At 34.2% G+C, this 21,500-nt stretch carries 19 protein-coding genes; 4 read left to right on the top strand and 15 right to left on the bottom strand.

What is annotated here, in order from left to right; all coding sequences use genetic code 11:
• Nucleotides 1-98 precede the first annotated feature (98 nt).
• The 6 genes from DSM00_RS03975 to DSM00_RS04000 all read right to left on the bottom strand — a co-directional run bounded on the left by DSM00_RS03975 (nucleotide 99) and on the right by DSM00_RS04000 (nucleotide 7,557).
• A complete protein-coding gene (locus tag DSM00_RS03975; RefSeq protein ID WP_128756740.1) occupies nucleotides 99-767 on the bottom strand; it encodes a recombination protein NinG in 669 nt (222 codons plus the stop codon).
• A gap of 3 nt (nucleotides 768-770) precedes the next feature.
• Nucleotides 771-2,006: an AAA family ATPase gene (locus DSM00_RS03980; protein WP_128756741.1), complete on the bottom strand. Its 1,236-nt coding sequence runs from the start codon at nucleotides 2,004-2,006 to the stop codon at nucleotides 771-773.
• A gap of 357 nt (nucleotides 2,007-2,363) precedes the next feature.
• Nucleotides 2,364-4,187: an ABC transporter ATP-binding protein gene (locus DSM00_RS03985; RefSeq protein WP_128756742.1), complete on the bottom strand. Its 1,824-nt coding sequence runs from the start codon at nucleotides 4,185-4,187 to the stop codon at nucleotides 2,364-2,366.
• 107 nt (nucleotides 4,188-4,294) lie between these two features.
• Nucleotides 4,295-6,013: a phospho-sugar mutase gene (locus DSM00_RS03990; protein ID WP_128756743.1), complete on the bottom strand. Its 1,719-nt coding sequence runs from the start codon at nucleotides 6,011-6,013 to the stop codon at nucleotides 4,295-4,297.
• A 59-nt stretch (nucleotides 6,014-6,072) separates the two neighbouring features.
• Nucleotides 6,073-7,020 carry a glycosyltransferase family 2 protein gene (locus DSM00_RS03995; protein WP_128756744.1) on the bottom strand — a complete coding sequence of 316 codons (948 nt, stop codon included), beginning with the start codon at nucleotides 7,018-7,020 and terminating at the stop codon, nucleotides 6,073-6,075.
• Nucleotides 7,021-7,026: 6 nt separating this feature from the next.
• A complete protein-coding gene (locus DSM00_RS04000; protein ID WP_128756745.1) occupies nucleotides 7,027-7,557 on the bottom strand; it encodes a DUF4199 domain-containing protein in 531 nt (176 codons plus the stop codon).
• Nucleotides 7,558-7,766: 209 nt separating this feature from the next.
• On the opposite strand from DSM00_RS04000, the gene DSM00_RS04005 reads away from it, so the two are divergent.
• Entirely contained in the window at nucleotides 7,767-8,018 is a 252-nt protein-coding gene (locus DSM00_RS04005; RefSeq protein WP_028375723.1) for a type B 50S ribosomal protein L31, read from the top strand.
• 83 nt (nucleotides 8,019-8,101) lie between these two features.
• Here the strand turns inward: DSM00_RS04005 and DSM00_RS04010 are convergent, their stop codons facing one another.
• From DSM00_RS04010 to DSM00_RS04050, 9 genes are all read right to left on the bottom strand, one after another.
• Entirely contained in the window at nucleotides 8,102-8,326 is a 225-nt protein-coding gene (locus tag DSM00_RS04010) for a DUF6095 family protein (protein ID WP_128756746.1), read from the bottom strand.
• Between the two features lies 1 nt (nucleotide 8,327).
• Nucleotides 8,328-9,140, bottom strand: a complete 813-nt coding sequence (gene murQ / locus DSM00_RS04015) for an N-acetylmuramic acid 6-phosphate etherase (RefSeq protein ID WP_128756747.1) — start codon at nucleotides 9,138-9,140, stop codon at nucleotides 8,328-8,330.
• Between the two features lie 51 nt (nucleotides 9,141-9,191).
• A complete protein-coding gene (locus DSM00_RS04020) occupies nucleotides 9,192-10,001 on the bottom strand; it encodes a DUF4249 family protein (protein WP_128756748.1) in 810 nt (269 codons plus the stop codon).
• Nucleotides 10,001-12,367, bottom strand: a complete 2,367-nt coding sequence (locus DSM00_RS04025) for a TonB-dependent receptor (RefSeq protein WP_394365791.1) — start codon at nucleotides 12,365-12,367, stop codon at nucleotides 10,001-10,003. Before DSM00_RS04025 ends, DSM00_RS04020 begins: the two co-directional genes overlap by 1 nt.
• Before the next feature lie 138 nt (nucleotides 12,368-12,505).
• On the bottom strand, nucleotides 12,506-14,731 hold the full coding sequence (locus DSM00_RS04030; RefSeq protein WP_128756749.1) for an NADP-dependent isocitrate dehydrogenase: 2,226 nt from the start codon (nucleotides 14,729-14,731) through the stop codon (nucleotides 12,506-12,508).
• Between the two features lie 616 nt (nucleotides 14,732-15,347).
• Entirely contained in the window at nucleotides 15,348-15,698 is a 351-nt protein-coding gene (gene rplS / locus DSM00_RS04035) for a 50S ribosomal protein L19 (protein WP_128756750.1), read from the bottom strand.
• 132 nt (nucleotides 15,699-15,830) lie between these two features.
• Entirely contained in the window at nucleotides 15,831-16,508 is a 678-nt protein-coding gene (gene trmD / locus DSM00_RS04040) for a tRNA (guanosine(37)-N1)-methyltransferase TrmD (protein ID WP_128756751.1), read from the bottom strand.
• A 51-nt stretch (nucleotides 16,509-16,559) separates the two neighbouring features.
• Nucleotides 16,560-17,171 (bottom strand): hypothetical protein, encoded by a 612-nt coding sequence (locus DSM00_RS04045; protein ID WP_128756752.1) that lies wholly within the window; start codon nucleotides 17,169-17,171, stop codon nucleotides 16,560-16,562.
• A 239-nt stretch (nucleotides 17,172-17,410) separates the two neighbouring features.
• Nucleotides 17,411-18,808, bottom strand: a complete 1,398-nt coding sequence (locus tag DSM00_RS04050) for a trypsin-like peptidase domain-containing protein (protein WP_128756753.1) — start codon at nucleotides 18,806-18,808, stop codon at nucleotides 17,411-17,413.
• Between the two features lie 132 nt (nucleotides 18,809-18,940).
• Here DSM00_RS04050 and dapF point away from each other — a divergent pair, with 132 nt between their 5' ends.
• From dapF to mltG, 3 genes are read left to right on the top strand one after another with little or no spacing between them, the layout of a single operon-like run.
• Nucleotides 18,941-19,717 carry a diaminopimelate epimerase gene (gene dapF, locus DSM00_RS04055; protein ID WP_128756754.1) on the top strand — a complete coding sequence of 259 codons (777 nt, stop codon included), beginning with the start codon at nucleotides 18,941-18,943 and terminating at the stop codon, nucleotides 19,715-19,717.
• A complete protein-coding gene (locus tag DSM00_RS04060; RefSeq protein WP_128756755.1) occupies nucleotides 19,705-20,235 on the top strand; it encodes a GNAT family N-acetyltransferase in 531 nt (176 codons plus the stop codon). Before dapF ends, DSM00_RS04060 begins: the two co-directional genes overlap by 13 nt.
• A 2-nt stretch (nucleotides 20,236-20,237) precedes the next feature.
• Nucleotides 20,238-21,281, top strand: a complete 1,044-nt coding sequence (gene mltG / locus DSM00_RS04065) for an endolytic transglycosylase MltG (protein WP_128756756.1) — start codon at nucleotides 20,238-20,240, stop codon at nucleotides 21,279-21,281.
• The last annotated feature ends 219 nt before the right edge of the window (nucleotides 21,282-21,500 follow it).

A 21,500-nucleotide genomic window follows, 5' to 3' on the forward strand; every position in this document is an offset into this window, starting at 1 on the left:
GATCTGTAGTTACAGATTTTAGCAAAGGATACGTATGTCTCAAATTTAATGTAGAAAAGAGTTGTTTTTTACCTCAGTTCTTTGTTGGGCACAGGCTTTTAGTCAAAGTATTGTTCAAAATCAGCTTTCATTACTTCATTTTCTCGAATTATCCATCTTTTGAATGCAGTGAAATTTGATGATTTTTTTAGATGTCTTTTTATATGTGCCAAAAAATTGGCTTTATCATCATCGTCAAATCCATCACTGTAATAGTTGAATAAATATTTTTGAAAGTCACGAATATCTTCTAATATTTTATTTCTCAAATTACTAGCTTCAATGGTTTTTAGTTTTGTAGTCCCATTAAAAACTGAATTTAATAATTTAGCAGTTGAAAGTGTTGATTGATTTTGGTCTAAAGGTTCAATAGTAACTGTTTCTTTAGGAAACGGTTTCATTGTTATTTTTAGTCTATTTTCAATGTCTTCATTTAAGTCTGTGCAGTCTATGATATCATCATAGTTATCTAATTTCGTGTTGTTACAATGACTACAAGACCAAAATAGATTCTCCCATTGAAATTTTAAATCATTATTTCCTTTATGAGGTCTAAAATGTTCAATATTTATTGTAACGGGTTCTTTATAACCACAGATGTAGCATTTGTTTTTAAAATCTGTTTTTATTCTATCTAAAACATCACCACATTTGTAATCACCACTTGCTTTTTCTTTTTCTGTTTCTAAACAATCTGGTGCTGGTTGAGATTTTTCAAAATACACCATAACTTATTGTTCTTTTTTCTTTTTGGTTAATTCTTTTAAACTTAATTCTTGAAGCTTAACCATTAGTTCATTAGAAAGGTATTTAGGTGAATGTGCAAAATAATTTCTTAAATCAATAAGTGTGATTTTTTGCTTAGGTGTTAAATCTTCTTTTTCGATAAGTTTTTCAAACTCTATAATTTTGCTTTTTATTTCGTCCGAGTACTTATCAGTTTTGAAATAGCTTTCAATTAATGCATCATAAGAATAGTTTGATAGGTCAGTAGTAACTATTTTAGTTTCTAAATCACAAATTGTAGCATTGGAAATGGATGATAAAACAAATGGTGAGTGTGTGGTTACAATGAATTGAATTTTAGGAAAAAAGTCAGTTAAGAATGGAAGTATTTTTTTCTGTAAATCTACGTGAAGGTGAGTTTCAATTTCATCAATTATTACTATGCCTTCTAAATCGTAAGACTTAACATTATGTGCTTCCATTCTCAATATTAATTCCGAAACAATACTTATAATAGCTGAATACCCGTCTGAAAGGTTATTAAAATTGAACGGTTCGATTTCATTTGTAATAATTTCAAAATTATAAGATTTTCTATCAAATTTTAGTTTCAACTTTTCGAAATCAAAAATATACTGAAGGCGATTTTCGAATCTTTTAAACCATTCATCAATTTTATGAACAGTATCCATTTCATTGTCATCTCGAGCAAATGACCTATCAGCTTTTAGATTAACTAAATATTGAATAAAATTGGTGTTTACTTTATCTGATAGTCTATATTTTTTCTTTAATTCAAGTTTATTTATACCTTTCGGAATGCTAAGGTTACTTAATCTCTTTGAGTCAAAAAAAGCGAGTAAAAATTCTCCACTTTGACATTTATTAGATATTGTCATAGTTTCAGAAGAAAACTTTATTTCAGTTCCACCAAAGTTAGAAAGCCATTGTTCAACACTTTTAATATTGTTTTGTATTGTTAGAGTTTGGTTTTTATCAGTTTGAGTTGTTATTTGGCGTTTTAATTGTTCTAAATAATTAATTTGTCCTTGTAAGCTTTTAAAATTTCCATCATCTATTTTTGATAAATATTTGTTTAATTCTAACAGTAGACTTGTTTTACCACTTCCATTTTTTCCTGTTAAAATTAAATGTTGTCTTTGTTCAGAGGACAGAGGAATATTGAAATTTTTTAGATTTCTTGATGAATTTATTTTTATTTCAGTTATAAAATTCTCCATTTTATTATTTTTTTTCAGCTTGTGCCCAACAATTGGATATGTGTACATGGTACACATATATCCATTTTATAAACTTAGTTTTAAACGCTTGTAACTAGTTGTAAATACTTACAAATACGTTCTAAAATTAAATGTAGCGAATATTTAGATACCTAGTTTATAGATCTCCGTAAATAGTACAAAGTTTCAATTTATTTATAAAATATTTTTGGGCAATCACGGTGTCCTATATGAAAATTAAAAGTATTAATGTTGTTTGCTTTTCGCAACACTTATAACAGGTATAAAAAAACAGCCTCGAAGATCTAATCTTCGAGGCTGTTTTTTTAAATCTAGTACAATTGATAATTAAATATTTTATTCAAAAGACTGCATATCTACCAGTTTTTTATAAGTACCGTTTAAAGCTAATAATTCTTGATGTTTGCCTTGTTCTACGATCTTTCCTTTATTCATTACGATAATTTCATCGGCATTCTGTATAGTAGATAAGCGGTGTGCAATTACAATTGATGTACGATTCATCATCATATTTTCAAGTGCTTTTTGCACCAGTCGCTCACTTTCAGTATCTAGAGCAGAGGTTGCTTCATCCAGAATCATAATAGGAGGGTTTTTAAGAACCGCTCTGGCAATAGAAAGACGCTGCTTTTGACCACCACTTAATTTGTTTCCGCTATCCCCGATGTTGGTATCTAGTCTAAGTGGTAATTCTGCTACAAACTCCCAGGCATTAGCAATTTTAAGCGCATCTATCACTTCTTCATCGCTAGCGTCTGGCTTTCCTAGTAAAATGTTATTTCGTACCGTATCGTTGAAAAGAATAGAGTCCTGGGTTACCAATCCCATTTGAGCGCGTACCGAATTTTTTGTAAGGTCTTTTAAATCTATCCCGTCAAGCTTTATCGCTCCTTCATTTACATCATAAAAACGAGTAACCAGATTGGCTATTGTACTTTTTCCGCTACCACTTTGCCCTACTAAGGCTACGGTTTTGCCTTTAGGTATTACTGCACTAAAATTTGAAAGTACCGGCTCATCTTCATAGCTAAATGTGATGTTTTCAATGTGTACCGATTCTGAAAAATCTGCTGCAACTTGTGCGTTTGGTTTGTCTTTAATTGTTGTTTCCGTATTAAGTACAGATAAAATACGTTCTGCCGCTGCATTTCCTTTTTTAACGCTATACGACGCCTTGCTTATTTGCTTTGCCGGTGTAAGTATCTGGTATGATAAACCTAGAAAGGCTATAAATTGAGATGCTTCGAGCGTATTTTCTATTAGTACCATTTGCCCTCCAAACCATAGAATAATCACAATTACAAAAATTCCTAAAAACTCACTTGTTGGAGATGCGAGATTTTGACGATTTACAAGACTATTTAATATCGAATTTAAGCGGCCGGTACTTGATCTAAATTTAGCTCTAAACTGATTTTCCCCGTTAAATCCTTTTATAATTTTTAAGCTGGACAGGGTTTCTTCTACAATCGATAAAAAAGTGCTGTTTTCTTCTTGTGCATTATTTGATTTTCGCTTGAGCGATTTTCCTATACGTGAAATAATTATACCCGAAATAGGTAAAAACACAAAAACAAATAAGGTAAGTTTTGGACTTATTATAACCATTGCTATAATCGTAAAAATAATAGTCAAAGGTTCACGTACTACCATTTCTAAAATAGATAAGAAAGAATGTTCTACCTCATTTACATCTGCAGTAATTCTCGAAATAGTATCTCCCTTTCTTTTTTCTGAAAAGTAGGAGATAGGTAGCTCCAGTAACTTATCATAAATCGCATCACGTACATCACGCATTACGCCATTACGCAAAAAGGTAATAAAGAAAGTTGCCAGGTAACCAAAAATATTTTTAAGGAAAAACAGGATGACCACAATTGCACATATAAAAACCAGTGCCGAAAGTTCGTTATCTGCAACACGCTCACTTACGTTATAGTAAAAGTAATTTACCGCATAATCCTTTGCAGAGCCCCAACCCTCCCAAACCGGAAGGATAGTAACGCGCTTGCTTTTATCAAAAAGAATTTCGATAACCGGGATTAGTGCTAAAAATGATAAGGTGCTAAAAATAGCGTAAAGTATATTACAAATGATATTAAGAAACGCAAAGCGCTTGTAGGGAATGGCAAATTGTAATATTTGTTTGAAGTAATTCATAGAGCTCTGGAGCTTGTGAAATTTAATATCTATTCTTAATTATAAATCCACCAGTGATTTCAAATACTGGTGGATTTAAATGATTAGCTAAATGATTTGATAACCTTTTACAGACCTAATTCTTTACGAATTCCTGCTATTTTATTATCAAGTCTTTTTTCTGTTTGTTCTAAATCTTCCAGACTGTCTGCCGTATCATTTACACTAATGTAAAATTTAATCTTAGGCTCTGTACCACTTGGTCTGGCTGCTATACGCGAACCTTTATCTGTATGGTAAACCAGAACGTTAGATTTAGGTATTTCAATATCTGTAGAACTCCCAGTATTTACTTTTAATGATTTTGAACTTGCATAATCATCTATTTGTACAATACGTTCTCCAATTATTGTTGTCAACGGATTTTCACGCAGATTTATCATTGTTTTTTTAATCTCTTCTGCTCCAGATATTCCTTTCTTAACCAATGAGGTAAGATCTTCTTTGTAAAACCCGTGATTTACATATAAATCTTGTAATTTTTTATAAAATGACGAACCTTCACTTTTTGCTTTAGTCAAAATCTCACAAGCAAGTAGGGTAGCAGTTACCGCATCCTTATCGCGTACAAAATCGCCTACCATATAGCCAAAACTCTCTTCACCACCACCTATAAAATGTTGGTTAGGGTGATCTTTAATCATTTTAGCAATCCATTTAAAACCGGTAAGCCCTAGTTTACATTCTACATCATAGGATTTTGCTAATACCTCCATCATAGGTGTAGAAACAATTGTAGAGCCTATAAATTCGGTGCCATTTGCTTTGTTATGTTCAAAGTAGTTGTTGAGTAAAAAGTCGGTCATAACAACCATAGTCTGGTTTCCGTTAAGTAAAACCAGTTTCCCAGAATTATCACGAACAGCAATACCCAGACGATCACAATCAGGATCTGTACCTATTACTATATCTGCATTTTTTTCTTCAGCAAGATCCATTGCCATTTTAAGGGCTTCTGGCTCTTCTGGGTTCGGTGATTTAACCGTAGGAAAATTACCATTTGGCTCACGCTGTTCTTCTACAACGTGTACATTTTTATAACCGGCTTGTTCTAGAACATCAGGAATTATTGTTACCGAAGTACCATGTAACGGCGTAAAAACGATTGTTACATCATCACGGTGCTTATCAAGTTCAGAGAAGCTTCCATTTTCTAATGAAGCTTCAATAAAAGCCTGATCAACTTCTTTATCTATGTAGGTGATATGCTCCTTTTTTGCTGAAAAGTTAACTGCGCTATAATCGAGTTCTTCGATACGCGCAACGATTTCAGAATCTTGTGGTGGCACCAGCTGTCCTCCATCTTGCCAGTACACTTTATAACCATTGTATTCTGGCGGATTATGACTTGCCGTAAGTACGATACCACAATGGCAATCTAAGTGTTTAACCGCAAAGCTTAATTCTGGAGTAGGTCTTAAATCACTAAATAGAAATACTTTTATATCATTTGCAGAAAAAACATCTGCAACAACCTGAGCAAGTTCTTTACTATTGTTACGGCAATCATAAGCAATAGCAACTTTTGGAGTCTCGTTAGGAAAAGACATTTTTAAATAATCAGATAAGCCTTGTGTATTTTTTCCTAATGTATATTTATTGATTCGGTTTGTACCTACGCCCATAATACCGCGCATTCCTCCCGTACCAAATTCTAGATTTTTATAAAAACTCTCATTTAAGTCTTCGCTGTTATTCGCTATTAACTTTTTTACTTCCTCTTGAGTGGTTGCGTCAAAGGTTGGAGATAACCATGCCTCCGCTTTCGCAGTAATTTCAGGATTCATAGTGCGCAATTAATTAGTTTAAATTCAAAAATAGTCATTTCGATTAACGTACACTTTACTTAAAATCCCTTTTTATCTTTTATAAGATATCTGGGTCTTTCATTTTTTGTACGCTGTAAAAGTTCGCCAAGAAATCCGGCGATAAAGAGTTGCATACCTATAATCATACTGGTAAGTGCAACATAAAACTGGGGGCGCTGTGTTAATAAACGAGCTGTAGTATTTATAAATAATTTATCGATACCTAAATAGGCTAGAAGGCCAAAACCTATTAAAAACATAATGGCTCCAAGTGTACCAAATAAATGCATAGGTCGTTTGGCAAAATGGGTTACAAACCAGATCGTTAATAAGTCTAGAAACCCTTTTATAAACCGGTCTGTGCCAAATTTTGTTTGGCCATATTTGCGAGCTTGGTGCTGTACTGTCTTTTCGGTAATATTTGTAAAGCCTGCATTTTTTGCGAGTAAAGGAATATAGCGGTGCATATCGCCATATACATCTATATTTTTCACGACTTCGTTGCGGTATGCTTTTAAACCACAATTAAAATCATGTAATTGGAGTCCGCTGGTTTTACGGGCAGCAGCATTAAATAATTTTGACGGAAGATTTTTTGCTAATACAGAATCGTATCTCTTTTTTTTCCATCCTGAAACAATATCGTATCCCTCTTCACTCACCAGCCTATAAAGTTCTGGTATCTCGTCTGGACTATCTTGAAGATCGGCATCCATAGTAATTACCACGTCACCTTCTACGGCAAGAAAGCCAGCATTTAATGCCTGGCTTTTGCCATAGTTTCTGTTAAAACGTAATCCTTTAATGTTGGGATTGCTTTCTGAAAGTTCTTCAATGAGTTGCCAAGAACCATCTGTACTACCATCATCTATAAATAGAAGCTCATACGTTAATTGCTCTGAAGTAATAACTTTTAAAAGCCAGTTATAAAGCTCTTGTATAGATTCTTTTTCGTTAAGAAGAGGTATAACTACCGATAGTTGCATACTGTATTAATCTTGATATGGATTCTCTTTTTTAAGTACGAGACCGCTTATAAGTGATATTATGAAACCAAAAAAGATACCACCCACAATTTGAAATGACGATTGTACCCAAGGACGCGCAAAATTACTCGCCATAGCAAGACCTTGCTCTATTTGTGCATCGGTCATATTAGGTGATTGCTCGATCATCGCTTCACGTTGCTTTTCTACAATTTGATCTACTAATCCTGGCTCAATAAAAGTTAAGAAGATAAAGTTATAAACAGCAGCTATAAGTGCACCGGTAATCGCTATACCTACACCCACTTTTAAAGCTTCTTTAAAACTCATATAACCGCCATTCCCATTCTTATAAACTTTTTGACCGTACACGATCATACCTATCATAATAGCAAAACCTATTACAGCCGTAATCCAATTTTGATCGAGTAGGCTATTAGTAATATAAAGAATAACAGCTTGTATTATAGATAATACACCTAGTAAGGTTCCATAAGTTAAAGCGACTTTACCTGTAGTTTGTTTTTGATCGTTCATCTTGGTTAAGATTTAAGTTTGTAAAAGTAAGTATTAGGTATATATAGACCTATATTTTTAATAACTCATAAGTAGTTATTAATTGCTTAATGTTACATTTAGAATCTTTTTTAAAGAAAAGATAAATATTATTGAAAATAGGCTTGTTAGATTATAAATTATTTCTAAATTTGCACCTCAAAATTCAGCAGATTTTAAAGCATTTTACGATGAAAAAAGAGATACATCCAGAAAATTTTAGAGTAGTAGCATTTAAAGACATGTCTAACGATGATGTGTTTTTAACTAAATCTACTGCCAATACAAAAGAAACAATTGAAGTAGAAGGTGAAGTTTACCCATTGGTAAAACTGGAGATTTCAAGATCATCACACCCATTTTACACCGGTAAATCTAAATTAGTAGATACTGCTGGTCGTATTGACAAGTTCAAGAACAAATACAAGAAATTCGCTAAGTAAGCGATTTCATAAAGTATATAGAAAAAGCCTTTGCAATTTTTGCAAAGGCTTTTTTATTTGTCAATTTATTAGAAATTTGGCTTTTACTTTTTACCGAACATCGAATTCATAATACGGTTGATGCCTTTAAAACCAAAGTAAATTGCTAATACCGCGGCAATACCTCCTAATACAAGTACGGGGATATAAAGTGGATGTTCTTGATTTTTAAAAGCTTGGTATATAAGACCAGGGCCTAAGAACATAAATAATAGCGACATCGCCATTGTTTGTACTCCCTTTGCTAATGCATCTTTATCTGTTCCCATTTTATTTAATATGATTGGTGACGGCACCTCGTACAGAGCCATATTCTTTTAAAAGTTTTGCAGCTTCCTCATTTGAGACTTGTAGTTCTGCCTGAATCATACGAATGCCACGATCTACAAGTTTATCATTGCTCAATTGCATATCGACCATTTTATTGCCTTTCACCTTTCCCAGCTGAATCATAGTTGCTGTAGAAATCATATTCAACACCAGTTTTTGAGCTGTTCCTGCTTTCATTCTACTGCTTCCGGTTACAAATTCTGGTCCTACTACCACTTCAACAGGTAGTTGTGCTTCTAAGGAGATAGGACAACTAGCGTTGCAAGTTATGCTTCCGGTAGATATACCATTTTCATTACATTTTTTTAATGCGTGTAATACATAGGGTGTCGTACCAGACGCCGCAATACCTATTACAATATCATCTTTAGAAATCGCATAATCTTGTAAATCTAACCAGCCTTGAGTGGTGCTGTCTTCAGCAAATTCTACAGCCTTGCGTATTGCAGTTTCTCCTCCGGCAATTAACCCGATGACTAATTCGTGAGGTACTCCAAAAGTAGGTGGACACTCAGATGCATCAACAACACCAAGGCGACCACTTGTACCTGCACCCATATAAAAAAGTCTTCCGCCTAACTTTAATTGTTTGACTACTTTTTCAACTAATCGTTCAATCTGTGGTAAAGCCTTTTCTACTGCGTAGGGTACAGTTTTATCTTCGTTGTTAATAGCCGATAGTAATTCTGAAATAGATTTAGTTTCTAAATCAGAATGGTTTGAATCTTGTTCGGTTACTTTGGTAAAGCTCATGGGTACTAATATATGTTGCTATCAATTCTACAGAATCAATAGTTCTCAAAGTTATTCAATTATTAATTGGTTTGTATAAACTTCACCAATTGCAAAATATCCAAGTGGATAATTAGCTTCATTCGTTTCGTTTGTGACATTACCTCGCACTTCGGTAGGAGGTGCGGCAAAAGGATTACCAGAGCCGGTACCAGATTGATTTATCACAATACTCATATAATCAAAAAATGGTTTGGTAATACCTATAAGTTCTATATTAAGCGTGTCTTGCGGCTCTAAATCTTCATAGAAATAGGAAAAGGAAAAACGCTGACCTTTATAAAAAGTATCTTCACTGGTAAGGTATTCACCTTGATCCAGATCAAAAAGATAATAATTATCCTGATTGGGTGTATCGGTATAAGTGACAATCACTTCTGTTTCATCGCCAGAAAATAAACTTCCATCTCCCTGCTCCAGAGATTCTATAGGAACGGCCGTAATGTACCTAGCTGTAGCTGTGTAAATTTCATCATTATAATATACACGAAGAATCATTAAATCTTGTTCAATTTGATCTCGCGGAATCATCGCACTATAAAAACCATTGCCATTGGATGTAAGTGTATACATTTCAGATGCGCTATCAAGAGTAACTAATGCATCGTCAATAGTAGGAATAGTAGATTCAAAAAAACCTGTTGTTAAACTAAGTCTGAGTGAGGCCTCTACGAATGTAGTACTTGCATTGGGAATACGCATTAGGGCATCTACAACAAGTCGTTCTTCAGTTTGTGGCAAATCAACATCTATTGTTTCCTGACAACTAATAGCGAGAAGCAGAAAAGCACTGGCCAATAAGAATTTTGATATACTTTGCATTAAAATTTAAAATTATAAGTTACTGATGGTAGTATCCCGAATATCGAAGTCTTTACAGCTTCATTGACTCCGGTGTCTTCATTTTGTCTAAAATTTATCGATGCAGCATTCATACGGTTATACACATTATAAATACTGAAAACCCACTCTCCTTTAACGCGACGCTCACTATTTTTTGATGGTGTAAGTGTAGCTGAAATATCTAACCGATTATAAGCGGGTAAGCGCTCCTGATTACGCATACCGTAATTTGAAGTGATTAGATCTTGAAACTGAGACTGACTCACCGGATAATTTGTAGGTTGGCCCGTTTGATAAATGAAATTTGCATTAAAATTCCATTTTTTACTTGCTTTATAATTTATATAAGCGCTTATATCGTGTGTTTTATCATAAGCTGAAGCATACCAATCCCCGTTATTTATACCTAATTCTCCAGGCATTTGTCCGGGTGTTTGTTGCTCACTTCTAGATAGCGTATACGCTAACCATCCTGAGAAGTCACCAGAATTTTTACGTGCTAAAAACTCAAGTCCATAAGCACGGGCTTTACCTACCAGTACTTCACCTTCAATTGCATCATTTGCAATAAGTTGCGCGCCGTTGCGATAGTCAAGTCGGTTTTGCACATCTTTATAAAAAGCTTCAGTCTCTAAAGAATAATCTCCGTCTGCGAGTTCTTTGAAATATCCTACAGCATATTGATCTAATAATTGCGGCTTTAAATAGGGGCCGCTCGGAGCATAAACATCTAGTGGAGTAGGGGCGTTAGTATTTGAAATGAGATGTAAATATTGTGCCATCCTATTATAACTAGCCTTTATTGAGCTTGTGTTGTTTAAAACATAAGATAGCGATGCTCTGGGTTCTAGATTTGTAAATGTTGCCAATGTACCGGTGTTGCGATCTACTTCAGACGGCACTGCTGGTTGGTAAATTTTTAAATTTTCGTCATAAGTCAACGGATTATCATTGAGATATCTATTAAACTCGTCTTGACCCAATCTAGTAAAATGGCTAACTCGCAAGCCATATCTTAAAGTTAGTTTTTCAGAAATATCTTGTTCTGCCTCTAAATATGCCGAAAATTCATTGGCAAATTTATGAGTGAGTTGAGAAGCTACAATTCCAGAATCATCACGATTGGGTTCAATTGTAGCGGGATTAAAGCGGTAATAAATATTATTTAGGCCATAACTCAATTTCAGTTTGTTACTTATATAATGCTGAAGATCGTATTTGAGATTAAAATTGCGTATTCCGGAGTCATATTGAAAACCGACAAAATCCAATTCTAAACCATAATAGTAATCAGAATATATAAGAGATAGATTAGAAAATAATTTATCTGAAAATATATGGTTCCATCTCAAATTTACAGTCGCATTTCCATATATGTTCACAAAGCTTTCGCTTACGCTAAACAAATCTCTTCCAAAATAACCTGATAAGTAAAAATTGTTAGCATCATCTAATTTGTAATTAAATTTTGCATTCAAATCATAGAAATAAGCTTTGTTATCCAGATCAAACAACGGTAAAAACAAATGCGCATAAGACGCTCTACCGCCTATTAAGAATGCCGATTTACCTTTCTGAATAGGTCCTTCTACTAAAAGCCTGCTTGCTACGGCGCCTATGCCACCATTGGCGTGAAACTCTTTACTGTTTCCTTCTTTTTGATAAATATCTAATACCGAAGATACCCGTCCACCATACTTTGCAGGAATACCACCTTTGTATAATTTCAGATCTTTGATGGCATCCGGATTAAAAACAGAGAAAAAACCAAATAAATGGGATGAGTTAAATATAATAGCCTCATCCAGCAAAATTAAATTTTGATCTGCTGCGCCGCCTCGCACATTAAAGCCACTAGCACCTTCCCCAGCGCTGGTTACACCGGGTAATAATAAAATTGATTTGATTACATCTGCTTCCCCAAAAGCAACCGGAATTTGTTTTATAGTCGAAGCGGTAAGTGCATTAACGCTCATTTGAGGTTTTCTGATGCTTAGTTTTTCGATGTTCTCTTCGATTATAACTTCGTCTAAAGCTTCGGTTGATTCTTCTAAGCTAAAATTCAGTTTTGTATTTTGGGTAAGATTTAGTTTTTGAGTAATGGGATCAAAGCCCAAAAAACTTATTTGAATATCATACGTACCTTCTGGAAGTGTAATAGAGTAAAAGCCATACTCATTAGTAACTGCTCCGGTATTTAATTGAGGAACGAGGATATTAACACCTATAAGGGTTTCATTTGATGATGCTGCAGAAACAATACCACTAAACGTGTATTTATTTTGACTTAATCCGGCGTGTGCTATTCCAATGATGAAGAATAGAATGAGATAGTTCTTAATCAATTTTTTATTTCAAAATTAGTTGACTTTACTCTTTAAATCACAAATTGACTCGTAAGATTTCTATGGGTAGTATTTCAAACAAAAAAAATGGGTTTTGAAAGAATTTCAAAACCCATTTTACAGTTATAAAAAATGCAATTATGAATTTATAATAGCATTAAATGTTGCACTAGGACGCATTGCTTCTGAAGCTTTATTATCATCTGGAAAATAATAGCCGCCAAGATCAACCGTTTTTCCTTGAGCTTCTAATAATTCAGATAAGATTTTATCTTCATTTGTTTCCAGCTCACTTGCAATCTCTGCAAAATGTACCTGAAGTTCCTTGTCCTTATCTTGAGCTGCTAGAGCCTGAGCCCAGTATAAAGCTAAATAAAAATGACTTCCACGGTTGTCTAACTCGTTTACATTACGTGAAGGAGATCTGTTGTTGTCTAAAAATTTAATAGTTGCTTCATCAAGAGACTCTGCAAGAACAAGTGCTTTTTGATTTCCGTTAGCTTCCGCTTCATGTTCAAGCGAAACTGCTAATGCAAGAAACTCACCTAACGAATCCCAACGTAAATGACCTTCTTCAACAAATTGCTGAACGTGTTTAGGAGCAGATCCACCGGCACCGGTTTCAAAAAGACCTCCACCATTCATAAGTGGAACAATAGAAAGCATTTTTGCACTCGTTCCTACTTCTAGAATAGGAAATAAATCTGTATTGTAATCACGCAATACATTTCCGGTTACCGAAATTGTATCCTTGCCAGCTTTCATTCTTTTAAGCGTAAAACGTGTTGCTTTCTCAGGAGACATAATTTGAATGTCTAATCCTTCAGTATCGTGATCTTGTAAGTAAAGCTTAACTTTTGAAATTAATTCGGCATCGTGAGCGCGATTTTCATCTAACCAAAATAGAGTAGGAGTACCGGTAGCTCTTGCACGATTTACAGCTAATTTAACCCAATCTTGAATAGGAGCATCTTTAGTCTGGCACATTCTCCAGATATCACCTGCTTCAACATTATGTGATAACAGGACATTACCTGATGCATTAATTACATCAACTTTACCATCAAGTGGAATTTCAAAAGTCTTGTCGTGAGATCCATACTCTTCAGCCTTTTGAGCCATTAAACCTATATTAGGTACAGTTCCCATTGTTTTAGGATCAAAGGCACCGTGCTCTTTACAAAAATCTATGGTTTCCTGGTATATACCAGCATAACTGCTATCTGGTATTACAGCTTTAGTATCTTGAGAATTCCCTGCAGAATTCCACATTTGACCGCTGTTTCTTATCATAGCAGGCATAGAAGCATCAATGATAATATCACTAGGAACGTGAAGGTTAGTAATACCTTTATCTGAATTAACCATAGCAAGATCTGCTCGATTTTCTAGCGTATCAGCAATTGCTAGCTCAATCTCCTGGCTTTTATCTGCAGGTAATTTTTTAATATCGCTTAGTAAAGCTGCTAGTCCGTTTTTAGCATCTGCACCAACTGACTTTAATTCTTCTCCGTATTTTTCAAAAACTTCTTTAAAGTAAACGCGTAATGCATGACCAAAAATGATAGGGTCTGAAACCTTCATCATTGTTGCTTTTAAGTGAACAGATAGCAAAATGTTTTTTGCCTTAGCATCTTCAATTTGTTCGCTTAAGAAAGATAGTAATGATTTTTTACTCATCACCGTAGCGTCTATAACCTCTCCAGACTTAAGCGCTAAATTGCTTTTTAGATTTGTTTTGGTTCCGCTGGCGTCAGTATGAACGATTGAAACTTCGGTTGCATCAGGAAGAGTAAGTGATTTCTCGTTAGATTTAAAATCTCCTGAAGACATTGTTGCAACATGAGATTTGCTATCACTACTCCAGGCTCCCATACTATGTGGGTTTTTCTTTGCGTATTCTTTAACCGGTTTAGGGGCACGTCTATCTGAATTTCCTTCACGCAATACTGGATTCACTGCACTACCTAATACTTTAGCAAAACGTTGTTTTAGCTCTTTTTGATCTTCGGTAGTGGTTTCCTCCGGGTAATTAGGAACTGCAAATCCTTTTGCCTGCAATTCTTTAATAACCTCAGTAAGTTGAGGAATAGAAGCACTTATGTTAGGTAACTTAATAATATTTGCATCTGCACTTTTAGCAAGATCTCCAAGAACAGCAAGTGCATCTTCTACTTTTTGATCCTCGTTAAGATAATCTGGAAATGCAGCTAGTAATCGTGCTGCTAATGAAATATCCTTAACTTCTAATTCGATATTTGCAGCTTTTGCAAATTTTCTAATTATCGGTAAAAGAGAATGAGTAGCTAAAGCCGGTGCTTCGTCTGTTTTTGTGTATGCTATTGTAGACGTTTTGGTTGACATAGAAAGTTTTATTTTTAAATCTTGGTTTTAGGATCACTTCATTTTCCAAGGAGATAATCCAGTATAAATTATATAAAATCTAAAATTGATTTTACTATTTTTTCAGTTTGCAAATATAGAATTTTAAAGCACATTTTAACACTTAAATTGTTGTTAATGCTATTGATATAAGGTATGTAACAGTGCATAACTACGCGATGGCAATAAAAAAGCTCTATTAAGATTTAATAATCTTAATAGAGCTTCAAATGGCTTGATTTTTTACCGGTGAACCCTTTAAGTTCTTTAGTAAGAATATTAGTACTTACACCGTAAATCAATACATAGGGATTAGTCATTTAATCCCGTCCTCTACATTTATGAAATTTAAAAATTCTGAACACGTGTTGTGCTTCATAACTGTATAGGCAACAAATAATACTTTTCAGAATAAATAAAAGTATTACTAAACTTTTGATATACTAATTTACTAAATTATTTGAAAACGATGTAGTTTTTTCAACTATTTAGTTTTAAACATCTTATAAACAAAGCTTATTAACTTTTGTTAATAAGCTTATACATAAAAAATGCCTCTATTTCTAGAGGCATTTTAAATACTATACGTAGTAAAGAATTATTTTCTAACTTCTTTAATTCTAGCTTTCTTACCAGTAAGACCTCTAAAGTAATAGATACGAGATCTACGTACTTTACCTTGTTTGTTAACTTCAATTTTTTGAAGAGCAGGTAGGTTTATTGGGAATATACGTTCTACACCTACAGTACCAGACATTTTTCTGATTGTAAATGTACGTGTTGCACCTGTACCGCGTACCTGTATAACAACACCTCTAAAGAACTGAGTACGTTTCTTTTCACCTTCACGAATTTCGTAATAAACAGTGATAGTGTCTCCAGCACCAAATTCTGGGAATTCTTTTTTCTCTACAAATTCGTTTTGTACAAAACTGATTAAATCTTCCATTTTTGAGATTTTTTAAATTTTATAAAAGCAACATTCACGTATATCGCCAGAGGTTATTCTTAACAGGCTGCAAATTTAGGATTATTTTTAAATCTAACAATCCATTAATTTTATTTTTTTTACAAATAGAACTTAATCTTTTAAAAGATCGGGTCTTCGCTTAAGTGTGTGTTTGTAAGCTTGTTCTTCTCGCCAACTTTCTATTTTTGGCGTATTCCCAGAAGTTAAAATTTCGGGGACTTTCCATCCTTTGTATTCAGCAGGTCGTGTGTAAACCGGCGGTGCAAGTAAATCATCTTGAAAAGAATCTGTTAATGCCGATGTTTCATTACCCAAAACCCCGGGTATAAGCCGTATTACAGCATCACATAAAATTAATGCTCCTAATTCGCCACCACTAAGAACATAATCTCCTATAGAAATTTCACGGGTTATAAAATGATCTCTTACACGCTGATCTACACCTTTATAATGACCACATAATATGATTATATTATTAAGTAAAGACACTTGATTAGCGATACTTTGATTTAAAGTCTCGCCATCTGGAGTCATATATATGATCTCATCATAGTCGCGCTCTTCTTTAAGTGCAGAAATACACTTATCGATAGGTTCTACCATCATAACCATACCGGCTCCACCACCAAATTGATAATCATCAATTTGCTTGTAGGAACTATCTGTATAATCTCTCAAATTGTGAAAATGTACTTCAACAAGTCCTTTAGATATTGACCGTTGCATAATAGAGGCTTCAAACGGACTCTTTAGAAGATCAGGGACAACAGTGATAATATCTATGCGCATTTTAGGAAAATAACTTAATGAATAAACACAATTTGTGAATCACCAAAAGTACTATTTTTTAGGGCTTTTGAGTGCTTTATTGCGTTCGTCCTGAAGCATACGACCCATTTTTTGCTCTTTTTCTAAAGCTTTTTTGCGATATTCATCGTATTCGATTTCAGTTTCATTTAATTTTTTCTGCGCTTCCTGCGTATGTGCATTACTACCTTTATACTTGTAGATAAATAAAACAAGTCCTAATGCTAATACCCCTACAATAGCCCACATCATTGTCATATAGCCTACTTTACTCATTGGTATCCCAAAAAAGTTAATTGAGTCTTTCTCATCTATAGTCGAAGAAAGCGTATTCTTAGTTTCAGCTAATGAATCATTTAATTCTTTGACAGATGATTGTTTAGAATCTATTTCTTGCTGAAGGGTATTTATTGTTTGTTTTAAACTTGATATACTATCAACAGTATTTTGCTGAAGTTTTAAATATAAGTTCTTCTTAATATTTTTGTATTCTTCCCAGCTGTTTGAGTTCTCAAATAAATCTGTAAACTGCTGGTTAATTGTATTGATTTTAGGCTCTTCGCTAGGTACATTATCTACTTCCTGAGCACTCACTCCTGTGAGTGTAAATAATGTAATTATGAGGCTAATTTTAAATGTATTCATTTCTGGTTTGACGTTTTTCTGTTTCTGGGAAAACGAGATGCTTTCCGTATTAGTATAATTAGTACGCAAAAATAATCAATTCCCTTTCTAATGATCTATTTGTCATAATTAAATCATTATAATTTCAACTCCTAAAATTTAGCATTCATTCCTACTAAATTTTTCAGAAATCATGTAAAGTATAGTGCAAAAAAAAAGCCCTTCTAATTTGAAGGGCTTTTTTTTAATTCAGAAAAATTTTATTGAAAAATAATCTGCTTTTTTTCTCCGCCTTTGCTTGCAAAACTTATGCTTATAGGCTCGTTAGAAGCTTTAGACGAAACAATTCGTTTAACATCATCCACAGATTTTACTTTTTGATCATCAATGGCAGTTATAACGATGCCACTAAGGTCATATCTTTTTAATTGATCATTTGTCGCTTGTGCTATCACGACTCCATTCTGGGCTCCATAATCCTTTAGAAGTTCTTTTGAAATCTCACGAACTTCAAGACCTGGCTTTTCAATAATATAAGAGGAGTATTTAAGTAACTTAACAGAAGTGGTTTTTTTATCATCTCCTCGTATATAAGTTACTTCAACCACATCATTAGGTCGTTTTGATCCCAAATAACCAGAAAGATCAGCAAATTTTCTAATAGCTACATTATCAATATTGACAATTACATCCCCTTTTTTTAGTCCGGCTTTTTCGGCTCCTCCTTCAGGTTCAACAGAATCGATATAAAAACCTTCAACGGCATCAATATCATATTCCTTTGCATAGTTAGAATTCATACTACCTCCAGAAACTCCAAGAATACCACGTTGTACATCGCCGTATTCCATAATATCCTCTACAATCTTACGCGCATTATTAGAAGGTACTGCAAATGCATAGCCCACATAACTACCAGTCTGCGAAGTAATCGCGGTGTTGATCCCAATTAATTCTCCATTAATATTTACAAGAGCGCCACCGCTATTTCCAGGATTAATCGCCGCATCTGTTTGAATAAACGATTGGTTATTTCCATCTAATTCATTAAAATCACGAGCTTTTGCTGAAATTATCCCAGCGGTAACAGTACTGGTAAGGTTAAACGGATTTCCTACCGCTAGAGCCCATTCACCAATACGTACATTATCAGAATTTCCAAACGGCAGGTAAGGTAATTCACCATCTGAGTCGATTTTAATCAATGCGATATCTGCTTTTGGATCAGTTCCTACCACTTCAGCTTTATAAGTTCGATTATCATTTAAAGAAACTTCAAGTTCTGTGGCACCATCAATAACATGATTATTAGTAACGATATATCCATCTGCAGAAATAATTACACCGCTGCCGGCTCCAACTAATCCTTTTCTAATTTCCCCACCCCCATAAAATAGATCCTGTAAACTACGAGGTTGTCTCGATACCTGCACATTCTTGACGTGAACCACTGCGTGAACGGTACGATCTGCCGCTTCGGTAAAATCGGCATTTGTACTAGTAATAGGAGTACCATTAAAACTAACGGGACTAAATTTTGATTCTGAAGCTAAAGTTGTGATCTCACTTCCAGTTTCTTCCTCTAGGAATTTATACGCTCCAAGAGTAATACCACCACCTAGGATGGCAACAAACAATAGGCTTGCAAATTTTTTCATAAATAGTTTTCTTTTTATATAACAAATTAAATACGACCGTCAATAATGGGTGTTGCAGTATTTAACTAGTCTTTAACAAGCATTAGAATTCTTGCTTTATGTATTTTTGCCTGCTTATTCAAAATACTTAAAATGGCATTATCATTTTATAAATACCAAGGAACTGGCAACGATTTTGTAATTATTGACAATCGGCAGCAAGTGTTTTCCAAAAATAATACCAAACTTATTAAAGCCATGTGTGACCGTAAATTTGGCATAGGAGCAGATGGTTTAATGCTTCTTGAGAATCACGATACACTAGATTTTACAATGGTTTATTTTAACGCAGATGGCAATCCAAGTACGATGTGTGGGAATGGCGGCCGCTGCCTGGTGGCATTTGCAAAAGAATTAGGCGTAATATCAGATACAACAACCTTTGAAGCGGTAGATGGTATTCATGAGGCTGTAATCAAAGATAATTTAGTACATCTCAAAATGCAGGATGTTGAGAATATAAAAAATAACGATTCGTATTTATTTCTAGATACAGGATCGCCACATCATGTTACTTGGGTCAATGAAATAGAATTATACGATGTAAAGAAAGAAGGTGCAGCGATACGGTATAGTGATTTATATGGTAAAGCTGGAAGTAATATCAATTTTGTAGAGAAAACAGCTTCAGGTTACAAAATGCGTACTTATGAACGCGGTGTAGAAGATGAAACTTTGAGTTGTGGTACGGGAGCCACGGCAGTTGCTCTTGCAATACATAAGCTTGGAAAAACAAATGAAACTAAAATTGCACTGCAAGTAGCTGGTGGAGATCTTGAAGTACAATTTGAAGCCACCGAAGAAGGGTATAAAAATATCTTTCTTATAGGTCCCGCTAAACAAGTTTTTACAGGAGTATGGCCTATATAACGCTAACCGGGGATCTGGTCTATCTTAGGGCTCTTGAACCTGAAGATTTAGATCTCGTTTTTAAGATTGAGAACGATGAAAATCTTTGGGAGCTTACATCTACGATCACTCCATTTTCACGATTTTTACTTAAACAGTATCTTAAAAATTCGCATCGCGATATCTTTGAAGTAAAGCAATTACGCTTGGTTATTTGCAAAATAGATACGTGTGAACCTGTTGGGATGATCGATCTATTTGATTTTGAGCCCAAGCACAGTAGGGCAGGTCTGGGTATTCTCATTTTTGATAATAAAGAACGCAGAAAGGGTTATGGGGCAGAGGCTCTAGAATTAATTATTAAATATAGTTTCAAAGTCTTAGAGCTTCATCAATTATATGCTAATATCTTAGAGTCAAATTCAGGAAGTATTAATTTATTTGAAAATCAAGGATTCAAACCCATAGGTCTTAAAAAAGATTGGGTACGCATAGCAGGCAAGTTTCAAAATGAGTATTTATACCAATTAATAAAATAAAAATGTATATAAAACGAATTATCGCCGCTACGGCAATTATTGGATTGATAATAGCAGGTTTTTTCGCCTATACAATCTACGGAAAATTTTTGACGCCCAATACTGCTTTCAATAATGAAGAAGCTCATGTTTATATTCCTACAAATGCATCTTATCAAGATGTTCAAGCGGAGTTAGAGCCTCTTTTGAAGAATAAAACTTCTTTTGACGAAGTGGCTCAGCGTAAAGGATATATAGGAAATATAAAGGCGGGACATTTTATTATTAAAAAAGGAAGTAATAATAATGATATTGTGAATGCCATACGCAGCGGTAATATTCCTATTAAGATCTCATTTAATAATCAAGAACGATTAGAGGATCTTGCGGGTAGAATTGCACAACAACTAGAGGCCGACAGTACTTCCTTAATGAAAGCATTTAAAGACACTCAGTTTCTCGAAACTAATGGGTTTACTGAAGAAACTGCTTTAAGTATGTATTTGCCAAACACCTATGAATTTTATTGGAATACAGATGCAGTAGGTTATAGGGATAAAATGCTTACGGAGTATAAAAGATTTTGGACAGAAGATCGATTGGCAAAAGCCGAAAAACAAAATTTAACGCCTGCAGAGGTGTATACTCTGGCATCTATAGTGCAAAAGGAGACCGCAAAAAATGATGAGCGTCCGCGTGTAGCAGGTGTTTATCTAAATAGATTGCACAATAACTGGACTTTAGATGCAGATCCCACTGTAATCTATGCCGTGAAAAGAGAATCTAATGATTTTGATCGTGTAATTAAGCGTGTTTTATACAAAGATCTAGAAACAGATTCTCCCTACAATACCTATAAATATGCGGGTTTACCTCCCGGACCTATTTTTATGCCAGACCTTTCTGCAATCAATGCGGTATTAAATCCTGAAAGTCATGAATACTATTTCTTTGTTGCTAACGTTTCTAAACCCGGATATCATTTGTTTGCCAAAACAATAGGTCAGCATAATGCAAATAGAAAGCAATATATCGACTGGATTAATAATCAGGGAATTAACAGATAACTGATATATGTTAAAATTTTGATTTATATGCAATGGAAGCTATAAAATTTGTTAAAAACGGTAGCTAAATGAGTAAATGAAGATTAAAAGTAACGAATAATAACGAAAACTTTAATTTTATAAAAAGCTTAACCATTTCATTATCAGCAACTTAATTAAAAGTTGTATATTTGCCGAGTAATATAGACAGGTATATAAGTAGCGTTTGACTACCGGTCT

This window comes from Leeuwenhoekiella aequorea, assembly GCF_004104375.1.
GTDB lineage: Bacteria > Bacteroidota > Bacteroidia > Flavobacteriales > Flavobacteriaceae > Leeuwenhoekiella > Leeuwenhoekiella aequorea.

Coding starts and splice junctions, on each gene's coding strand:
- DSM00_RS04000 (WP_128756745.1), bottom strand. CDS start 7,557: ATGAACGATCAAAAACAAACTACAGGTAAAGTCGCTTTAACTTATGGA.
- DSM00_RS04030 (WP_128756749.1), bottom strand. CDS start 14,731: ATGTCAACCAAAACGTCTACAATAGCATACACAAAAACAGACGAAGCA.
- DSM00_RS04010 (WP_128756746.1), bottom strand. CDS start 8,326: ATGGGAACAGATAAAGATGCATTAGCAAAGGGAGTACAAACAATGGCG.
- DSM00_RS03990 (WP_128756743.1), bottom strand. CDS start 6,013: ATGAATCCTGAAATTACTGCGAAAGCGGAGGCATGGTTATCTCCAACC.
- DSM00_RS03980 (WP_128756741.1), bottom strand. CDS start 2,006: ATGGAGAATTTTATAACTGAAATAAAAATAAATTCATCAAGAAATCTA.
- dapF (WP_128756754.1), top strand. CDS start 18,941: ATGGCATTATCATTTTATAAATACCAAGGAACTGGCAACGATTTTGTA.
- DSM00_RS03975 (WP_128756740.1), bottom strand. CDS start 767: ATGGTGTATTTTGAAAAATCTCAACCAGCACCAGATTGTTTAGAAACA.
- DSM00_RS04045 (WP_128756752.1), bottom strand. CDS start 17,171: ATGAATACATTTAAAATTAGCCTCATAATTACATTATTTACACTCACA.
- trmD (WP_128756751.1), bottom strand. CDS start 16,508: ATGCGCATAGATATTATCACTGTTGTCCCTGATCTTCTAAAGAGTCCG.
- DSM00_RS04020 (WP_128756748.1), bottom strand. CDS start 10,001: ATGCAAAGTATATCAAAATTCTTATTGGCCAGTGCTTTTCTGCTTCTC.
- DSM00_RS03995 (WP_128756744.1), bottom strand. CDS start 7,020: ATGCAACTATCGGTAGTTATACCTCTTCTTAACGAAAAAGAATCTATA.
- DSM00_RS04005 (WP_028375723.1), top strand. CDS start 7,767: ATGAAAAAAGAGATACATCCAGAAAATTTTAGAGTAGTAGCATTTAAA.
- murQ (WP_128756747.1), bottom strand. CDS start 9,140: ATGAGCTTTACCAAAGTAACCGAACAAGATTCAAACCATTCTGATTTA.
- DSM00_RS04060 (WP_128756755.1), top strand. CDS start 19,705: ATGGCCTATATAACGCTAACCGGGGATCTGGTCTATCTTAGGGCTCTT.
- DSM00_RS03985 (WP_128756742.1), bottom strand. CDS start 4,187: ATGAATTACTTCAAACAAATATTACAATTTGCCATTCCCTACAAGCGC.
- DSM00_RS04050 (WP_128756753.1), bottom strand. CDS start 18,808: ATGAAAAAATTTGCAAGCCTATTGTTTGTTGCCATCCTAGGTGGTGGT.
- mltG (WP_128756756.1), top strand. CDS start 20,238: ATGTATATAAAACGAATTATCGCCGCTACGGCAATTATTGGATTGATA.
- rplS (WP_128756750.1), bottom strand. CDS start 15,698: ATGGAAGATTTAATCAGTTTTGTACAAAACGAATTTGTAGAGAAAAAA.